Annotated in this window: 14 protein-coding genes; 6 read left to right on the top strand and 8 right to left on the bottom strand. The window is 31.2% G+C overall.

Translation table 11 applies throughout. The annotated features are described in order from the left end of the window. The first annotated feature begins 54 nt into the window (after positions 1 to 54). The 6 genes from INR75_RS09345 (at position 55) to INR75_RS09320 (ending at position 6,532) form a co-directional block, all read left to right on the top strand. Entirely contained in the window at positions 55 to 930 is an 876-nt protein-coding gene (locus INR75_RS09345; protein ID WP_223091690.1) for a hypothetical protein, read from the top strand. A 2-nt stretch (positions 931 to 932) separates the two neighbouring features. Then, positions 933 to 1,928 (top strand): N-acetylneuraminate synthase family protein, encoded by a 996-nt coding sequence (locus INR75_RS09340; protein ID WP_223091689.1) that lies wholly within the window; start codon positions 933 to 935, stop codon positions 1,926 to 1,928. Positions 1,929 to 1,938: 10 nt separating this feature from the next. Continuing rightward, positions 1,939 to 3,093 (top strand): UDP-N-acetylglucosamine 2-epimerase, encoded by a 1,155-nt coding sequence (gene neuC / locus INR75_RS09335; protein ID WP_223091688.1) that lies wholly within the window; start codon positions 1,939 to 1,941, stop codon positions 3,091 to 3,093. An 11-nt stretch (positions 3,094 to 3,104) separates the two neighbouring features. Beyond that, positions 3,105 to 3,794 carry a cytidylyltransferase domain-containing protein gene (locus tag INR75_RS09330; RefSeq protein WP_223091687.1) on the top strand — a complete coding sequence of 230 codons (690 nt, stop codon included), beginning with the start codon at positions 3,105 to 3,107 and terminating at the stop codon, positions 3,792 to 3,794. Between the two features lie 201 nt (positions 3,795 to 3,995). Next, complete coding sequence (locus tag INR75_RS09325) at positions 3,996 to 5,390, top strand: UDP-glycosyltransferase (RefSeq protein WP_223091686.1); 1,395 nt, start codon at positions 3,996 to 3,998, stop codon at positions 5,388 to 5,390. After that, positions 5,381 to 6,532 (top strand): glycosyltransferase family 4 protein, encoded by a 1,152-nt coding sequence (locus INR75_RS09320; RefSeq protein WP_223091685.1) that lies wholly within the window; start codon positions 5,381 to 5,383, stop codon positions 6,530 to 6,532. Before INR75_RS09325 ends, INR75_RS09320 begins: the two co-directional genes overlap by 10 nt. Here the strand turns inward: INR75_RS09320 and INR75_RS09315 are convergent. From INR75_RS09315 to INR75_RS09280, 8 genes are read right to left on the bottom strand one after another with little or no spacing between them, the layout of a single operon-like run. Then, a complete protein-coding gene (locus INR75_RS09315) occupies positions 6,503 to 7,582 on the bottom strand; it encodes a glycosyltransferase family 2 protein (protein ID WP_223091684.1) in 1,080 nt (359 codons plus the stop codon). The two genes, INR75_RS09320 and INR75_RS09315, sit on opposite strands and share 30 nt — an antisense overlap. Further along, the gene (locus INR75_RS09310; RefSeq protein ID WP_223091683.1) at positions 7,579 to 8,760 is read right to left on the bottom strand and encodes a hypothetical protein; all 1,182 of its coding nucleotides are present in this window, start codon (positions 8,758 to 8,760) and stop codon (positions 7,579 to 7,581) included. The genes INR75_RS09315 and INR75_RS09310 overlap by 4 nt, the downstream gene beginning before the upstream one ends. Next, entirely contained in the window at positions 8,757 to 9,902 is a 1,146-nt protein-coding gene (locus INR75_RS09305; RefSeq protein WP_370629897.1) for a glycosyltransferase, read from the bottom strand. Before INR75_RS09305 ends, INR75_RS09310 begins: the two co-directional genes overlap by 4 nt. A 40-nt stretch (positions 9,903 to 9,942) precedes the next feature. Further along, positions 9,943 to 10,965, bottom strand: a complete 1,023-nt coding sequence (locus tag INR75_RS09300) for a glycosyltransferase family A protein (protein WP_223091682.1) — start codon at positions 10,963 to 10,965, stop codon at positions 9,943 to 9,945. Then, the gene (locus INR75_RS09295) at positions 10,962 to 12,095 is read right to left on the bottom strand and encodes a glycosyltransferase (protein ID WP_223091681.1); all 1,134 of its coding nucleotides are present in this window, start codon (positions 12,093 to 12,095) and stop codon (positions 10,962 to 10,964) included. The genes INR75_RS09300 and INR75_RS09295 overlap by 4 nt, the downstream gene beginning before the upstream one ends. Beyond that, entirely contained in the window at positions 12,092 to 13,093 is a 1,002-nt protein-coding gene (locus tag INR75_RS09290; RefSeq protein ID WP_223091680.1) for a glycosyltransferase family 2 protein, read from the bottom strand. The genes INR75_RS09295 and INR75_RS09290 overlap by 4 nt, the downstream gene beginning before the upstream one ends. After that, the gene (locus tag INR75_RS09285) at positions 13,086 to 14,324 is read right to left on the bottom strand and encodes a glycosyltransferase (RefSeq protein WP_223091679.1); all 1,239 of its coding nucleotides are present in this window, start codon (positions 14,322 to 14,324) and stop codon (positions 13,086 to 13,088) included. Before INR75_RS09285 ends, INR75_RS09290 begins: the two co-directional genes overlap by 8 nt. 11 nt (positions 14,325 to 14,335) lie before the next feature. Then, on the bottom strand, positions 14,336 to 15,019 hold the full coding sequence (locus INR75_RS09280; RefSeq protein ID WP_223091678.1) for a sulfotransferase domain-containing protein: 684 nt from the start codon (positions 15,017 to 15,019) through the stop codon (positions 14,336 to 14,338). Positions 15,020 to 15,039: the final 20 nt, after the last annotated feature.

Genomic DNA, 15,039 nt, shown 5'->3' with positions numbered 1-15,039 from the left:
AAATGTAAAACTCCGTTTTAAACTTCTTTGCTATCTTGCCATAAAAATAAAGTAATGTCTGTAAAACTCAGGCTCAAAAATTCGCTTCTTTACTTTTTAGATAAACTTCCCTCTAAATGGGGATTTTATTGCTACCATATTATTCAGCAAAAAATGGATAGCAATAATTTCGATTTAAAGCTTAATAGAGGACTTGGAGCGATGAATGTTATTTCTAAGATCTTAGCTGAAATCAATTCGAGTTTAGATAACAAAAGCATTACTGAAATTGGTAGCGGATGGCTTCCCGTTATGCCCTATTTATTAAAATACCAAGGAAACGCCAAATCGATCTACACGTACGACTTGTACGATCATTATTCGGCTGAAACTATAAAAGATTTCAACACCTATTTTGTCTCTAAAACAAACGCAAACATTGATTTATCTACTTTAGATGCTCATAACTTGCCTGAAGATATTCACTATTTCCCGAAAAAAAACATCATTGAAACAACTAAAATTGAAAGTGAGGTTATTTTTTCAAGATATGTTTTAGAACATGTTACTCCGCAGGACATTGAGTTAATGCATAAAAAATTTGCTTCAGAAATGCCCAAAAACTCCTTGATTATTCATCTAATTTCACCTAGCGATCATAGGGCTTATGTAGATCCTTCGCTTAGTATGCAGGATTTTTTAAAGTTTTCTGAAAAAGAATGGAAAGCAAAAATGACCAAATTCGATTATCATAACAGATTAAGACTTCCTGAGTATCTTGAGATTTTTGAAAAATGCGGACTAGAAGTCGCTTATTTAAATTATGATGTTCCCAAAAAAGACAGCGCAACCTATAAAAAGTTTGAAAACCTGAAATTGCATCAGGATTATCATAAATTTACGGAAGAAGAGTTAATGGCAGGAGCCATAAATATTGTTTTAAAAGTATAAAGATGTTTATCATAGCTGAAATTGGGCAGGCTCACGAAGGAAGTCTTGGTTTAGCCATTAGTTATATCGAAGCTTTGGCTAAAACCGGAGTTGATGCCGTAAAGTTTCAAATGCATATTGCTGAAGCTGAAAGTAGCTTGCAGGAACCCTTCAGAATTAAATTTTCCAAACAAGATGCCACCCGTTTTGATTACTGGAAACGAATGGAGTTCACTTTTGAGCAATGGCAAATCCTAAAAGAATGCTGCGAAACGAACAATCTTGAGTTTTTGGCCTCACCATTTAGTAATTTAGCTGTAGATCAATTAGAAAAATTAGGCGTAAAAAGATACAAAATCGGCTCTGGGGAAGTCAATAATTTTTTATTACTGAAAAAAATTGCTAAAACCGGCAAACCGATAATCTTAAGTTCTGGGATGAGTTCTTTTGCTGAATTAGACGAAACAATTGATTTTCTAAAAAAGGAAAAAATTGAGTTCTCGATTCTACAATGTACGACCTCGTACCCAACTACTCCAGAAAATTATGGGTTGAATGTTATTTCTGAATTAAAAGAACGTTACCAGGTGTCGGTTGGATTTTCAGACCATTCTGCAAATCCTTCCACCTGCATTGCTGCTACCGCTTTAGGAGCTGAAATTCTTGAATTTCACGTTGTTTTTGATAAAAATATGTTTGGCCCAGATAGTTCTTCTTCCATAGAAATAAATCAGGTAGCAGAGATGGTTCAAAATATAAACGCCATCGAAAAAGCAAAAAATCACCCGATCGATAAAAATGAAAATACTCAATTCAAAGACCTTAAAAATATTTTCGAGAAATCTTTGGCCGTGAATAAAGACCTGCCCGAAAATCATATCTTAAAATTTGAAGATCTAGAAAGTAAAAAACCAAAAGGCTACGGAATTAATGCTTCGAAATTTGAAGAAATTATAGGACAAAAACTGAAAAAGCCTTTAAAAAAATGGGATTTTCTAACTGAAGAAAGTCTGCACTAAAAAATAAAATATGCAAAAAAGAAAGATTTGCGTAGTGGTAACAGCAAGGCCTTCTTATAGCCGCATAAAAACTGCCTTGGCTGCAATCGACCAGCATCCAAACCTGGAATTACAATTGGTAATTGCCGGTTCTGCTTTGCTAGATCGTTATGGAAATGCTGTGGATTTTATAGAAAAAGATGGTTTTAAAATAAGTTCTAAAGTTTTTATGGTGCTCGAGGGTGAAAATCCTACCACGATGGCAAAAACTACAGGATTAGGTTTAATGGAATTAACCAATGTTTTTTATAATTTAAAACCAGATGCCGTAGTTACCATTGCAGATCGTTTTGAGACTATTGCTACCTCTATCGCGGCTTCTTACCAAAATATTCCATTGGTGCATATCCAGGGAGGTGAAGTTACCGGGAATATCGATGAAAAAGTGCGCCACGCCAATACAAAACTGGCAGATTTGCATTTGGTTTCCAGTGACGATGCGCGCGATCGTGTAATAAAATTAGGAGAAAATCCTGAAAAAGTGATCAATACCGGTTGCCCTTCAATAGATCTGGCAAAAGAAATTAATGCTTCAGATCTATATTTTAATCCTATTGAAAAATATGGAGGTGTTGGCCCTGAAATCGATTTCCAAGATGGTTATATTGTGGTTATGCAACATCCGGTAACTACCGAATATCACGAATCTAAAAATCAAATTTTAGCCACTTTAGAAGCGGTAGATGAATTAGGATTTCCTACATTTTGGTTTTGGCCCAATGTTGATGCAGGCTCAGATGGCACCAGTAACGGAATAAGATCTTATCGTGAAAAAATGAAGCCTAAGAATATTCATTTTTTTAAGAATATGGAGCCACAGGATTTTTTAGTACTTCTGAAACATTCAAAAACACTGATAGGAAATTCGAGTGTTGGCATTAGGGAATGTGCTTACCTTGGCGTGCCGGTTGTGAATATCGGTAATCGCCAAAACCGTAGATTACGAGCTCAAAATGTAATTGATGTAGAAGCCAATAAATCTGAAATCAAAATAGCTATAGAACAATCTATTGAAAGAAATAATCTCACTTCTTCCGATATCTATGGAAATGGCGAAGCAGGTAAAAAAATAGCTGATATTTTAGCTAAAACCGAACTTAGTTTCAGCAAAACAATTACTTATTAATAATTGAAATTTTGAATATAATAGGCATCATTCCTGCCCGTGGTAGCAGTAAAGGTATTCCCGGTAAAAACATAAAAACTTTATGCCACAGGCCACTTATCGCGTTTACGATTGAAAGTGCTCTGGAAAGTAATTATCTAACTAAAGTGTTCCTTAATTCTGAAGATGAACATATACTTCAGGAAGGAGAAAATTATACTATTGAAAACTACAAAAGACCTTTTCAACTTGCACAAGATGATACTACCAGTATTGCTGTAATTAAAGAGCAACTTGAAAATTTAATCAAAGAAGACCAAAATATTGATGCTATTTGTTTACTACAGCCCACTACTCCTTTCCGTAGAAAAAATTTAATAGATGATGCTATTACAAAATTTAAAGCTGGCAATTACGATAGTTTAATTTCGGTAAGAGAAATTCCGCATGAATATAATCCTTATTGGTCATTTAGTGATCGTGATGGGACTCTAGAGCTAACAGTAGAAAGAAAACAAATCGTTTCGAGAAGACAAGATTTACCAAAAACCTATCATCGCGACGGCGCTATTTATATCACAAAAACTGAGGTCATTTTAGAGAAGAGTTCATTCTTCGGAAATAAAACCGGTTTTATAGATACCACTGAAGATCCTTATGTAAATTTGGATACCATGGAAGATTGGATAAAAGCCGAAGAATTAATTAAAAAACTGAAGTAATGTGTGGTATTACCGGAATCATTTCAAGCAGAGGTAATTCTGCTTTTCAATTAAGAATAAATGTTTACTAAGTAAAATCAACTTGAATAAAATTAGCAAATAGTTTTTTTGAGCAATTATTGCGCTAAATATCAATTTAAGCTTTAAATCTTTAAAACAATTTTATATTTGAGTTTAGTTATTTATCCTAAAAATGAACTTTTGAGTAAAAAAATTTTTGTGCTATTGCCTGATGGCGTTGGTCTTCGAAATTTTGGATTTACGAACTTCACAAATCTGGGAAAAGAAAAAGGCTGGGACATCACATTTTGGAATCAAACACCATTTGAGCTCTCAAAAATTGGTTTAAAGGAGCTAAAACTGGAAGGTAAGCCTCATTTTTTAACCGACTTATATAAACGGGCTAAAATTGAGGCTGAATTAGAACATTTTACTGCAAAATTTAATGATCCTATCTATCAGGCATACAAATTTCCTCCGAAACTAAATTCTTTTAAAGCTAAACTGAAATGGAAAATCGTACAGTTTTTAGCTCAAAAATATTCAGGAGAAAAAAAACTGATAAAACTTAGGGAAAAATTAGCCAATATCGAACGAGGAAAGGACCTATATAAAAAATGTATTGAAACTTTACAAAATGAACAACCGGCTGTTGTTTTTTGTACCAATCAGCGTCCGGTAAATGCTTTAGCTCCTTTGCTCGCTGCGAAAGATTTGCGAATTCCTACGGCTACTTTTATTTTTTCCTGGGATAACTTACCTAAAGCAACCAAAGTAGTTAAGACTGATTATTATTTTGTTTGGAGCGATTTCATGGCTTCAGAATTAATAAAATATTATCCTGAAATTTCTGAAAAACAAATTAAAGTTACCGGAACTCCACAGTTTGAACCACACTTTACTCAAGGCTTGGCTGATTCTAAATCAAATTTCTATAAAAAATACAATTTAGATCCTGAACGGCAATATTTGTGTTATTCTGGTGACGATATCACCACGGCTCCGCATGACGAACTATACTTGCGAGATGTTGCAAAAGCAGTAAGGAGTTCAAATAATTCTGGTAAAAAAATCGGGATTATTTTTAGAAGATGTCCTGTAGATTTTTCAGATCGTTATGACAAAATCCTGGAAGAATATCAAAATGAAATTGTGTCGATAGACCCTTTATGGGAAAAGCAAGGATCGCAATGGAATGCAATATTACCAACCAAAGAAGATTTAGCTTTACAAACTTCGATTATCGCAAATACATTTATGGTAATAAATGTTGGTTCATCTATGGTTTTTGATTACGTAAGTTATAAAAAACCATGTGGCTACATAAATTATAATCCAATAACTGAACACCTAAAAAAAGATACCTGTAAAGTTTACAACTATGTGCATTTTCAGTCTAAACCCTCGAAAAAAATTGTTTTTTGGATCAATTCTGAAAATGATATTGAAGCTATAATTTCAAAATCTTTAGAAAAAGATACAACCGATATCATTGAAGAGGCAACCAAATGGTTTAGGAAAATAAACAAGCATCCCGCAAATAAAAGCTCCGAGCGAATCTGGGAAGCTTTAAATAAATTAGCTAAATGCACATAGGTTTTTTAACATCAGAATATCCTGAAAACGATAAGCCGACTGGTGGCATAGCGACCAGTATTTATCATTTAGCACAGGCACTTTTAAAATTCGGAATTAAAATCAGTATTTTGATTTATGATCAGGATGAAAATTCAGTTTCTGAAAATGATCATCTGAAAATTTATAAAATTAAAAGACGCCACTATAAATTCGGAGGATTTTATTTTTATAGAAAACATCTGCAGAATTATTTAAATTCTGTGATTCAGCAGGAAAAAATTGATTGTATAGAAATACCCGATTGGACCGGAATTTCAGCCTTTATAAAATTGAAATGCCCGATAATTCTAAAATTGCATGGTTCCGACGCCTATTTTTGCCATCTGGAAGGAAGAAACCAAAAAGCAAAAAATCGATTTTTTGAAAAAAGAGCTTATAAAAATGCAGATGCAACAATTGCAGTAAGTGATTTTGTTGGCAAAAAAACTAATGAAATATTCCAGTTAAATAAAGAATATAAGGTTATACATAACCTTATTCCATTAGATCGTTTTGTGCCAAATCACCAAAACATCAAACCAAATACAATTCTATACTTTGGATGTATCATTAGGAAAAAAGGTATTTTAGAATTAGCAGAAATATTCAATCTAATTATAGAAAAAATACCTGAAACTCAACTTATTTTAGCTGGCAGAGACGTTATTGATATTGTTGAAAAAGAATCGACCTTAAGTTTATTCAGGAAAAGACTTTCTAAAAGTGCGTTAAGACATTTAGATTATAGAGGTGTTTTAAACTATGATGAAATACAGGAATTAATCAAGGAAGCACATGTGGTTGTGTTACCTAGTTTTGCTGAAGCTTTCCCTATGACCTGGTTAGAAACTATGGCCTTAGAAAAAGCATTTATTAGTTCGAATATAGGTTGGGCAAATGAAATTATGATCGATGGAAAGACCGGTTTTACTTTTCATCCTAAAGATCATGTGGCGTTTTCTGAAAAAATTCTAAATCTCTTGTCTGATAATCAACTGGCTACTCAACTAGGAGAAAATGCCAGAAAACATCTTCAGGAAAACTTCTCACCTAAAATTATCGCTGAAAAGAATATAAAATTATATCAAAAATTAGCGAAAATCGATAGCTATAGTTATTGATTTTAAATGTTTTGCTATCTGAAAAATATAAGGACGATCCCTATAAAATGAGATGATATTCATTAAAAGCAAATCTTTAATTTCTTTCATCGTGTAAAATTCGGATATCTTTTTTCCTGCCAGTTTTTTTAGCCTGTTTTTAAACTCTTCTTTATTTTCTGATTCAGATATCTTCACTTTAAAGATTCCATCAGATTGTGAAGAAAAAATCCCGTATATCAGATTTTCAATAGTTCTTTTTTCATCATCTAGATTGATTTTTATTGAACAGTTTAACAATTCTGATTCTTGTTTAGCTGTCATTACTTTACCCCATCCGTCTGAGTTGACTTTGGTAACACCATATTCTTCAGCATATTTTAGATGCTGATGATTTAGTTGAACTATATTTTTAATCTGAAATTCTGTATTAAGCCCTGCTTTCTCTGAAACTCGATAACTCTCATGCCATTGATGTAACATCAAGATTTCTTCTTCATAGAATTCGACTTTAAATCCTGCATTTCTTAATCTAACATGAACATCGGTATCTTCAGCTCCCCATAGATGATAAAATTCATCAAATCCGTTTATACTTTTTAGCGCCTTTACAGAAAACATAGTAAGACCGGTTGCATGATGGTCACTATGACGAAATTTATCAAAATCTTCTGGTTTAATACCGTCGAGCTTATCTCCCGACTCAGAAAAACAGACTTTAAAATAAACTGACTGCTCTAGTTTCTGTAATGAGATCGCCGTCTTTACAAATTCAGGATGAAAAATCATATCGATATCGGCTACAAAACAAAATTCGGTTTCCAGATTTTTTATTACTGAATTTAGGGCTCTTGCTTTATTCCAAGGCTGAAATCGAGTTGCATGATTAGAATATTTTATGCCTGGATAATCGCTACATAACTCCTGAACTTTTACCGAAGTTTCCGGCTCGCTACCATAATCCACAAAATACACCTCAAAATTCTGAACACTTTGATTTTTAAGAGATTCAAAAGAACGCTGAACTCGTTTTAAATCACGGTTGCGGTATGGATAGATTATGGAAATCATTTTCTATTTAGAGTTTTCTTAACATTCTTCTTTATAGCAGTATAAGCATTCTTTAAAACAATATATTTAGCTAATACAATATGTTTAGGTTTTAACGCATTCTTTTCCTTAATAAGTTCAAATAGATCTATACTAAAAGGATCTAGATTTCTAGAATTATACACTTGCGCAATATAGCTATCTCTCATTCCGAAATATTTTTCCAGGTGAAAAACAGGCTCGTAAAGACTTAGCCTTCCGTATAGATCAAAAGTAAGTTGTGTTCGCATACATTTTGAGCAGACAGAGCAATTATTCTTATTAATAGATGCATTGGGATTTGTGCACACATCTAAATGCTTATACGTTAAAGGAAATTCTGAAATAAATAAGGTACGTTCTGTCCTTTTAAGATTTGAAACTGCAGAATGTATGGTTGTGGACTCTGTTGACAGTAACGGTAGAAGTAAAGTATCAAAATCCTGATTGTCCTTAGGGTTTAGCTTAAAAAAATCATATCTGTTTTTAGAAGCTAAATAATAATTTTTAATAGCTTTTTGAAGCAAAAGGATACAAGCTACGTTTCTAAGAGTATTAGTTTGTAAAAAATTTAATTTTAAAAATTCACTTAGATTAGAATCAACTTTAATTATTGGAAGATTTATATCTTTAGCGAATTCTTTTGCCTGCTCAAAACGCTCTTTAAAAATTCTTCTTGCTTTTTCTCCTCCAAAATCACCATGACTCCCAACATTAAAAAATGTTAAATATTCAATTTTAAATGGTTTATCTTCCTGAAAGTGTTTAAAAAATGTAGAAAAAGAATCTACTCCACAGGAAATCCCTGTTGCTCCAACATTTTGATTACATAAATTGCTACCTGATACATAATCTGATGTGATCTTTATTTTTTTAAAATGAGAATTTGATAAACAAAGTGCATCAATAAGATAATTGTTAAGATTATGCAATAATCTCTGAGAAATTTCCCCTTTTACATGAATATCTTTGTGATGTTCCAGTGCATAAAAAAGTACTGCTACAGTAAAAGCATCTAATCTTTCTGTGACGATAGATTTACTGAAACACGTGGGTAATTTAAACCATAATTCATCTGTCTTATCATCAATTAATATTGTAGATGAAATAACAACCTCTTCATTCCTCTCCAAAAATTCAGGTCTATGAAGAATAATCATAACTCATTTTCTATATTGCTATATTTCTCTAGTACTTGCAGTTTCACAAGCTCTCTTTCCAATTTTGGCTTTATATTAATTTTATTGTAATCTAAAGAAGATTCTTGTAAATATGGATTTTCTAAAACTTCTTCAATTAAATTCCGTATTTCTCGAACGTCTTCCGGATTATGAATAAGCAAACCATTAATCCCATTATTAATAATTTCTGCTGAGGCTCCTCCAGGATTGGATTGGATAGGAAAAGCGTCCATAATTATTGCTTCCAGTAAAGTATTGGGCATTCCATCTGATATGCTATTGCCTATATAGATCTTAGACTGTCCCATAAGTTTAATTACATCATTATGCCCAATATGCATTTTTATTTCAAAGTTATCCCAATGCAACATCCCATTATGGTTACAAAAATCTTCTACGATTTGATTTGCTCCAAAAACTACAATATTATAATCTTTAAGCATATCCTCTAAACCTAAAATAGCTTCAAGAATTATATTACACCTACCAAACTTTCCTTGATAGCCTTTAATAAGCAGGGTATTACGATCTTTTTGACTCTTTATGAATTGTTTGTAAATATTGAAATCATATCCACCACCAGTAGGAAAAGTTCCTAAATATTCACCATAAAAATTATTTTTTAAAGCTATATAATGATCTCTAGTACAGTCCGCAAACATATAATCTATCTTTGAAAGCGACCTTTTAATATCCATTAGATCACTTTTATTCTGCTTTCTATAATAGAGATCATTACCCCATGCCGAATACGCCCATTTCATACGATTATCCCTTTGCATAATCTTTAAGATAGGGAGTACTGCTGATTGAAGGATAAAGCTATGAACAAGATCTGGTTCGATCTCGTCTAGTTTCTTCCTAACAATTTCTTCTAATTTGCGTTCATTAAATTTTCCTATAAAATTATACAAAATAGGAAAAGATTTCTTCAGCATTTGCCTACCTGGATAATCCCATCTATAACGCCATCCTATAATTTGATGTACAAAATCAATTTTACTTATGTAGGTATTAGAGTCAAATACATCTATCCAATAAACTTCGTGTCCTGAATTTTCCAATTGTTGTACCCAACGAAAAAAATGTATGGATGACATAGAAATCATTAAAATTTTCATTCTATATTAAATCAAATAATTGAACTTCTTTTAAATTTAATTAATAATATATTTTTGGATATTGTTTTAATACCAAGTATGGTAATTGCTTTTTAATAAAAAAAAAATTATTAATCGCTTTTACTCTAAGAATCCTTTTAAAGATTTTATTTTTAAATAAAACACTAAATTTTGATGGCTTCTTATACTTATAATTGATAAGGCTTAAATTTTTAGCAGAGTTTTCAAAAATTACATTTTCCATCCACGGCTCATAAACATTTCCCATATGGTAAGCATAATTATTAAATGTTGTAAGCTTCCAGAGTCCAAAATCTTCAGCTGCTTTATCTAATAATCTTTCACTCTCTGCCCCCATTTTTGAAGGAACATATTTTTTAATATTATTTAATACCTTTTTTCTATATGTCGCAACAAAATGGCCTGCCCCAATACAAACTTTCATACCCTCTTTTTGGAGCCCTAAAATGTACTTTAAATAATAGTGATCTTGCTTTATATTCCAACCAATACTGTGATAAAACCTCTGCATTTCTTTTGGCTGATTAAGACTGAAAAATTGCAAGTTCTTATTTAATAGATTATCATAAAGTACAGTAGTACAATAATTTGAAAACATATTAAATTGAGGCACTAGCCCCACAGTACCCGCTTTAGGAAATGTATTAAAAATACTTAAAGTTTCTTCTTGCCAACCAGATAGAAAAATAGTATCTGCATCTGCAATCGTTACAAGATCAAAATTATGCCCTACAACTCCTTTATTAATCGCATTTAGCTTACCTATATTAGTAGTATTTATGACCTCCTGTATTTTCCCTTCTTTTTTTAGTCGTAAAAGAAAATTTTCAACTTCAGCACAACTTCCATTGTTTACTATTGTTATAAATGTATAACGGGGATTAATAGTAGAAAGAATTGATTCAATACATTTATTTAATATTACAAAGGAATCTTTAAAATATTGTTTTTGATGAGGTACATAAACAGGTATCAGGATTTGATGAAAAAATTCTGATGATTCTAATGGTTTATCTTTATTTGGATTATTGCCTAACCTCATTTAAAAATCCTTCTGTAATTTTTTATTATTTCAGATTTAATATTAAAATAGTCGAAGCTTTTCTTAGCAATTGCTTTATTTAATAATTGAGCTCTTTCTCTTAGATTTCCATCAACTATAGCTGCAAATATATGATGTTTAATTTCCTCTACGGATTCCGGATTGGAAATCAAGAATCCATTTTCTTTATGCTTAATAAGTTCTTCAGTTACATTGCCCGGATTGGACTGAATAGGAAAAACTTCATTTTTTATGGCTTCTATCAAAGTATTTGGAATCCCATCAGAAATACTATTACCAATATATATAGAAGAAATATTCATATAATTCAAGACCTGCTTATGACTTAATTCCTTTCTATCAAAAACTTTAAATGGCAATTTATTATTTCTAATATATTCCTTGACTTCACTGTGGGCCGCAAATACTATTACGTCCCAACCTTCCACATTCAATTTATTCCAGATTTGTTCTATTGCCTTAATAGCAAATAAGGCACGCCCAAATTTGTGCTGATAGCCCTTTACTAATATTATTTTTCTTTTATGAGATTTGAAATTCGAAATTCTATAACCCGAACCTCCAGGGATAATACCAAAAAGGTTATTACTATATCCCAACTCTCTAGCCAAAACCAAATCGCGTCTATTATCAACATGTAAATAGTCTATATGCTTTAAAGCCTTTTGAATTTTACTTTTATCTCTTTTGAAATTTTTATAAAAAAACAAATCGCTTCCCCAGCATGAATATACCCACTTAATATTCTTATATCTTTTTTTTGACAATGTATTTATAAGAGGGTAAGAGCAATGCTGCATTTCAAAACTATGTACGATATCTGGTCTTATTTCTTTTAATATAATTTCAAATTGTTCTGCCTCTGTAACCTCAAGTAGGCTTCTTAATTTTTGATGCAAAAAAGGTGCTTTTTTACTAAGCAAATATTCACCTTTCATATAAGACAATTTTCTATGTTTCCATCCGGTAAACTGTTGAATTTCTATGTTGGTCTTAATTTTACCTCTATCTAAAACATCAAACCAATATAATTCCCAATTTTGATCTTTAAGATTATCAATCCACCTGATAAAATGAATCGAAGGCATAGAAACAAATAAAATTTTCATTTTAACCAATTTCTTGTTAATCTATATACGCCCAAGCCCTTGATTTTTTGAAGACTAAAAAAATAGAGGATTTCAAGAAACCTGAACTTAATTTGATCTCTCTTTGTTATAAATCTTTTATGAAACAAGAAAGTTTTGAGTTCCTTCACTTCCTGCAAATTTATACAACCTGATGGCAAAAAATGATTTTTATAAAAATGGCAGAAGGTCTTTTTCAACGCGTCTCTACAAAGATATTTTTTTTTATTCTCTTCTTTCTCTACTATAGGGATTAAGTTATGGTAAAATCTAATTAAAGAATTTGCAACTACTTTAAGAAATGATATACTATAATTCGAATGTCTCTCATCATTTCGATAAAAGCAATCCGGAGAGATATTATCAATGACTAAAAAGTCCTCTTTTTCAGAACATAATAATAATCTTGAAGAAAATTCTACATCTTGAAGTCTTTTAAGACCTTCATCAAATTTCATACTCAAAGTCTCTTTTTTTATGAATAGAGAAGTAATTGGCCAAGGAATATCATGCCGAAGAAACATTAACAAATAACTATCTGAGCTTCCCTCTTCTATATATTTATTAACTATTCTATTAGTATCACCTGGAACTTTATAAAAAACGGTCATCTTAAAAATCAAAAAACTCTTAGTTAAGTTTGCAATCGCTATATCCACTCTTGTTTGTATAGCAATAGTGTGAAGAAGATCATCCGAATCTAAAAAAGTTAAATAATTCCCCTTGGAAAATTCTATCCCATAATTTCTACAAGCATTAGCACCTTTAGGTTTATTACTGGGACGATGATGATATTGAACTCTGTGATCATTCTTGCAATAAAATCCCATTAGCTCAGCCGTATAATCGTTAGAACCATCGTCTATCACTATACATTCCCAATTTTGATAGGTTTGGGCTATAACAGATTCCAGAGTTTCACCAATATAATGAGCTCGATTATAGGTTGGGATAATTATAGAAACTAAAGGATTATTCATTTAAAATTTGATCATAAAATGCTGTAAGCTTATTCCCTAAAACTGTTGAATCATAATTACTTAAAACAAACTTTCTTCCCTGTTTGCCCATTTCCTTTCTCAACTCTTTATCAGCTATAAGCAATTCTATCTTATCAACAAAACCAGCTATATTCTTTTCTTCAACCACAAAACCTGTTATATTATTTATAATTCCGTATTTCATCCCTCCTACATCTGAAACTATAACCGGTAATTCCATCGCCTGCGCTTCTTGAAGTACCAAACCCTGGGTCTCGGCACGGCCATGCTTATCATGTATTCCTGGGAAAACAAAAAGATCAGATTTGTCCATATAATCCAAAACATTATTTTGAGCAAGTGCACCTCTCAACTTTATACTATTTTCTAAAGATTTTTGATTTACATACTCTTCCAATTGAGAAAACATTTCTCCTTCTCCTATAATATTCACATTAATTGAATTACCATTTGCAATTAAGTTTTCTGCAATTTTCACTAACAAATCTGGAGCTTTCAAAGGAATTAATCTGCCGACAAATAAAATATTAAAATTTTCATTTTCCTGAAAATTATGCTTTTTGAAGTACTGAGTATTTAAACCAACTGGTAAAATTTCAATTTTATTACCTGGAGCTATTTTTTCTAAAAGAGTTTTGGTATAAAAACTATTAACCGTTAGCAAATCGACCTCATCAAATAGCTCTTTATATAAATAAACATATTTATCTAGGAATTTGGGGTTGATATCATACCCGTGAAAAGATGTAATTAATTTAGTATCGAAAAAAAAACCGAATGATTTCATTTCAGCCACATATTTCCCAGAAGGACCAAAATGAGCATGGAAAATATCGAAGGAAGCGTTTTTGATGATCCAGCGATAACGAGTATAATTTCTAAGGTTTAAAGCTTTTTTACCATATTTTTTAAAATTGAAAATCCTGAAAATTTTTCTAAAACTAATATGCTCGTGATTTTTAAATAAAAAAGTTAAAAACTCAATAAACCGTTCTATTTTCGAAATCTTTGTTTCTTCCCAATAAATAGTTTTATCTATTAATTTATAATCTAATATGTTCTTATGAACTATAGTATTAATATTTTTATTAAAAGAAAAAATCGTAACATCATGACCTTTTTTAATCAAGTCTACAATTTGATTAACTATGAAAGTTTCTGATGTAGCAGGAAAAGAGATTACAATAAATGCGATTTTTAAAGACTTCAAAATTATAAATTTTAAAAATTCAAATTATACTCTTTTAAAAGCTTATAATAATAAATTTCATTTTCTATACTTATCTTATTTTTCCACTCGCCATTTACTCCTTTATTAGGCAGTAAACCAACAGGATTATTAATAATATTAATCTCTGTTCTATTTTTCAATGTATGTGTATTGAAAAATTTCTTTCGTATTTTACAATATTCCGCATAAGGATTAGAAACTAAATCTTCATATCGAATAATAAGAACATTATCATTATTATTTGCAAATTCTAACCATTTTGTAACGTGAAAAGCCCAATGTTCTAAGATATTAAGATTTTTGAAAGATTTCTGAGACGGACTACCAAACCAGTCTATTTCCTCTCTCAAAAAATTGTCATAAGATAGTGCACTCATTTTTTTGTTTAAAAAATTATCGGTTTTCCAAATTGAATATGCTACCGAAAGACCATCTCTAAATATGTATATTTTTCTAAAATTCGTCTTATTTTTATCAGGAAAATAATGGTTCCCAAATAATAAGCCATATGGATTACCTTCATTTTTAACTCTTCTATTGCTCCAATGCCCCCAAGTTATTTGATCTATACTTAAATCCATACCCTCATAAAAATTAACACCTATAAAAGTCTCCAAAAGATGCGTTCCTGATCGAGGATGTGAATAAACCTTCAAGAAGTAATCAGATTCCATCTTTCTCTTTTTTAAGAAAT

It is taken from the genome of Zunongwangia sp. SCSIO 43204, from assembly GCF_019904275.1.
Classification (GTDB): Bacteria; Bacteroidota; Bacteroidia; order Flavobacteriales; family Flavobacteriaceae; genus Zunongwangia; species Zunongwangia mangrovi.
This window is presented reverse-complemented; position numbering and strand designations above follow the sequence as displayed.